A 4737-nucleotide genomic window follows, 5' to 3' on the forward strand; every position below is an offset into this window, starting at 1 on the left:
CAGCGTTCGTCCTGAGCCAGGATCAAACTCTCCATAAAAAGAAATTTGATAAGCTCAAATTGTTTTGCTGGCATCATGTTTGATGTCCAAAATTTCGTTTCGTTCACCAACTCAAGGCTAGTTACTAAAAACTTTATTGATTACGTTTTGCTTGTTCAGTTTTCAAGGTTCATTTATAATCATCATCTCTTTGTTAAGAGTTAACTTTTATATAATAACATGTTTCACACATACTGTCAAACAGTTATTTTTTATATTGTTCTAGTTGCATGTTTATCAGCAACTTTTATATAATATCATCTACTTCATAGAGCGTCAATAGTTTTATTCATTTTTTTCAAAAGTTTTATAACTTAAATCTTGGCCACGCTTTTAAAAATTGAATAGTACGGTTTCTTCCAATCTCTAAAAGTGTTTCTTTAGTCTCTTCATCTAAATCAAATTGAGTAGCGCTATAATCATCGACAGGAATGAAAATAATATCTCTTTCATGCCGTCTTGAGATATATCTTTCATCATGAGCATCTTTCATAGTAGAAAATAAAGCTTCAAATAAATTTAATCCATTTTTAATTTCATGTGGGTGTTGTTCTTCTCTACGTCTACTCAATTTAAGCCCTATAATCGGCCGCACCTTACGTCCTTCTCTATCATCAAATACCCATAACGGAAAATTACTCAATACACCGCCATCTACAATAACTGAATCTCCTTTTCCTGTTTTTAATGTAACTGGTTCAAAGAAAAATGGTATACCACAACTCATACGTAAAGCACTTGCAACAGAAAAATTTTTCGCATCAATATGATAATTTTGTAAATCATCCGGTAACACCATCATTTTGCCATTTGTTAAATCTGAGGCCACTAACTTTAATGAATCTCTAGGTAAATCTCCGAACGTATAAACACCTTTTGCAGCTAATTTTTGAAAAAACCATTTTTCTAATGCTTTTCCTTTATATAAACCTAAATGGTGATAAACATTAACCCACTTCATAAACGGGAAAGGTAAGATAGTTTTCCTTTGATCTAATAATGAAGGTACATCCAACTCTTCTAACATAGTCTGGATTTCTTTTCCGCTATATCCCGCAGCAATAAAAGCAGCTAATATGGCCCCGGCACTCGTCCCAGCTACCCGTTTAAAGCGAAAATTTTCAGCTTCTAGTACTTGATACGCCCCAACTAGTGCAAACCCCTTCAAACCGCCACCAGAAAAAACACCATCAATCCACAAAATTCCCTCTCCTTTTTCAAGTAATCGTTACATTATATAAAGAGTTATATACAAATAGAACGAACTCAATGAGTATTTTGTCGAATTTACAAACGACTTTGATACTGACATACGGATCTAAAAATAGTAAAAGGATTAGCTCTGTTCAAGATAGAGCTAATCCTTTTAACTTAGTTAATGTTATTGCTTAGATTACTTAATTTTAAAATGTGCAATTTGACCTTTTAAGTTTTCAACCATCTCGTTTACTTGATTAGCAGTTCCTAGCATTTCTTCCATAAAAGCAGATTGCTCTTGCATAGTTGAAGCAATATTTTGGGTACCTGCTGATGTCTGCTCCAATGATTGCACAGTTGTCTCAGTAGTCCCTAATACTTGTTCAGAGCTTGCTGATATTTGTTCTACTGTTGAAGCAATTGATTGCGTTCGCATACTAATGTTTGAAATTAGAGATGAAATTTTTCGGAAAGTATCTCCAGCCAATCTTATTGCGACAGTCTCTTGATCAATTTCATTTACTACTCTCGTAATAGCGTCAACAGATTCATTAGAATTGTTTTGCATTTCAGAGATTAATTTAGTAATGTCATTAGCAGATTGGGCAGATTGTTCTGCTAAATGTCTTATTTCATCCGCAACAACAGCAAACCCTTTTCCATATTCACCTGCACGAGCAGCCTCAATAGCTGCATTTAGTGCAAGTAAATTAATTTGATCTGAAATACTTGTAATTACATTTGTAATTTGTCCTACTTCTTTAGAACGTTGATGCATTTGTTCTGTCATTTGCATAGAGGCTTTTGAAAGCTCGTTAATCGAATCAATTCCTTGTACGGATTGTTGAATAACATTATTACCTTGATTGGATTCTTCAGATGTCTTAATAGATTCATCAGAGACATTCGTGGTAGATTCCGTAATTTCTACTATACCCTCTGATATTTCTCTAATCGCAATTTGATTTTGAATAGCCCCAGTTGTTACCATTTCGCTACTTACTGAAACTTCCTGAATCGCCGCTGATACCTGATTAGTCATTTCTGTCACTTGCTCTATACTTTGAGTCAATTCTTTAGACCCATTTGCTACATAGTCTGCTGTTGAGGATACATGCCCTATAACATCTTTTAGCTGTACTTGCATACTATTAAAACTTGATGCAAGCTGACCAATTTCGTCATTACTTGAATTTTTTATTTCCTGCGTTAAATCACCAGCTGCAATTACTTTAGTGTAATCTACAAGTTGATTTAACGGTTTAGAAATTCTTTTAGCAGTGAAATATGCTAATATACCACTTACCACAATAAATATAAGTGCTAATAATACACATACTTTTATTAATAAATTTTCTAAATCAACTATAAAATCTGCATCTTCATCTAATCCTAAGACAGAATCTGTTCCTTGAACTTGTAAAAATGTAGACTTATGGGCACCGTAATCATCTATATAAATATCACTTGTAACCATTTTAGTTGTGCCTAGCGCTGCTTTTTGTTCATCTGTAAACGCTAGTGGTGATAAATACTTATCGTCATTGCCTAAAAATAAAATGACTTCTTTATTATCTACTTTACTCATAATATACACATTTTCTAAATCATACTTTTCTTGAAATGCATTTCCTCTAGACAATAACTCTTGATATGCACTTTTGTTTGTTTTAGCACTATTGATTAATTCTTTATCAAATAGCTCATCAAAATCCTCCATTTTCATCGTTAAGCTCTCTTCAAACTGAGGAATAATATACCCATCAATTAAACGTTCAGCTACAATAAAAATGGCAAAGCTAAAAATTGTGCTTATAACAACAATAGGCATTAATACGTTTAATAATATTTTCTTTCTAATTGTCATACCTTTAAACATCATTAACGCTCCTAACTGTAATAAAAAAATTAATCATTATTAAACAAATACCAATTCATTTAACGTAATATATTGATTCAGATCTAAGTTCAATAACCTTGTATTCTCATTTAAATCCGGTGATTTATGAAAGATTACAGCAAAGGTAGAGCTTTCATTCACTTTCATTGGCCGATATTCTAAAATTTCACCAAAATTTAGTTTAAACGCTTCATGATTAATAGATACAACTTGCTTACAATCAATAGAGGCATCTATTTCAGCACAACAAAAACTATAAATTGAATCATCCATTTGATTAACTATATTTTCCCAATCAGGCTTTTGTTGTTTAAAAAAGTACTCACATGCGTTTACACCATATGCATGAACGCCAAGTTCATTTGTACCGATACCAGCAAATCTAAGTGGATTTACTTCAATTGGAACAATCTGTCCCTCATTATCGATGCGAATTTCAATATGTATAGGGGCAAGTTTTAAAGCGAAGAACGATGAAATAGTTCCTAAAAATTCTTGAATTTTGTTGAGGGACTCATTTATTACTTGCTTACTCGTATAGTAAATTCTATCGCTCATGTCTTTCTCATGCCTAAACATTCTTTTAAAAAGATTTAAGATAACAGGTTCCCCGTCTTCTGTAAAATATACGTCAACAGCGTATTCATCACCTTCAATTAATTTCTCAATTATAAATGATTGGTTATTAATAACTTCGATTGGATAGTCTGAACTTGTAACTTCCATTTCAAATTTAAGTTGTTTAATAGTTTCTTTATATTCTTCTACCTTATCAATACGATGTACACCTATACTTGAATATCCTATAACAGGCTTAACAATAATAGGGAAAGGTAGAGCACTAGGATCTAATTCTTCTAATTCTTTTAGAGAAACTTCTGTGAAAAAGAAATCTTTATAATGTCTACTTAATGTTTTCCTGAAAGTAACTTTATTTTTCAAAATATCTGTAACAGTTGTTAAATAGTGATTAGGTGCATATTTTGATAAAATATTAAGTCCATTTTCAGAGTTAAAGAGAATTGGACAATTCCTCTTCTCTAATTCAATCAACAAATCGTCTACCTTTTTTAAATCTATAGTAGATTCGTTTGGTATAAAAACTTCATTTAATTTGATAACTGGAATTTTATTCTTACTAATTGTGTGCGCTAATAAATCAGAAACATAAGGTCTATCTAGTATTATCAACTTTTACACTCCTATCCATATATTTTTTACATATCCATATCCTAAAAGAATCTATAAAAGTATGTAAAAATGACTATTACCTATTCTAATATATAATACCTATAAAATCCATAATTTTGACTTTTTATACCATGGGTAATATTACATTGAAGTTAATAAAAGCACACTTAAATATCTAAACATCAATGAGTATATTTAACTATTTGAAAATTAATTTTTGCTAAAGTAAATAACTAAAAAAAATCAAGAAGCTAATTTAAGCTTCTTGGTTTATTACTATTTGTATAATTTTGTATAAAAAAAACAGCCAGCATACAGCTGACTGTTTACATTGCCTAGCGACGTCCTACTCTCACAGGGGGAAGCCCCCAACTACCATCGGCGCTAAAGAGCTTAACTTCCGTGTTCGG

Annotated in this window: 3 protein-coding genes and 1 rRNA gene; all 4 read right to left on the reverse strand. The window is 31.7% G+C overall.

The window, feature by feature from the left end:
- Positions 1-346 precede the first annotated feature (346 nt).
- On the reverse strand, positions 347-1240 hold the full coding sequence (locus ACIQ7T_RS27885; protein WP_370083783.1) for a patatin-like phospholipase family protein: 894 nt from the start codon (positions 1238-1240) through the stop codon (positions 347-349).
- A gap of 192 nt (positions 1241-1432) precedes the next feature.
- Positions 1433-3115 carry a methyl-accepting chemotaxis protein gene (locus ACIQ7T_RS27890; protein ID WP_370083781.1) on the reverse strand — a complete coding sequence of 561 codons (1683 nt, stop codon included), beginning with the start codon at positions 3113-3115 and terminating at the stop codon, positions 1433-1435.
- A 39-nt stretch (positions 3116-3154) separates the two neighbouring features.
- Entirely contained in the window at positions 3155-4327 is a 1173-nt protein-coding gene (locus ACIQ7T_RS27895; protein ID WP_370083779.1) for an ATP-grasp domain-containing protein, read from the reverse strand.
- Between the two features lie 333 nt (positions 4328-4660).
- Positions 4661-4737, reverse strand: a 5S ribosomal RNA gene (rrf, locus tag ACIQ7T_RS28010); the annotation flags it as partial.

This window comes from Lysinibacillus sp. NPDC096212 (assembly GCF_044763105.1).
Lineage (GTDB): Bacteria > Bacillota > Bacilli > Bacillales_A > Planococcaceae > Lysinibacillus.

Coding starts and splice junctions, on each gene's coding strand:
- ACIQ7T_RS27890 (WP_370083781.1), bottom strand. CDS start 3,115: ATGTTTAAAGGTATGACAATTAGAAAGAAAATATTATTAAACGTATTA.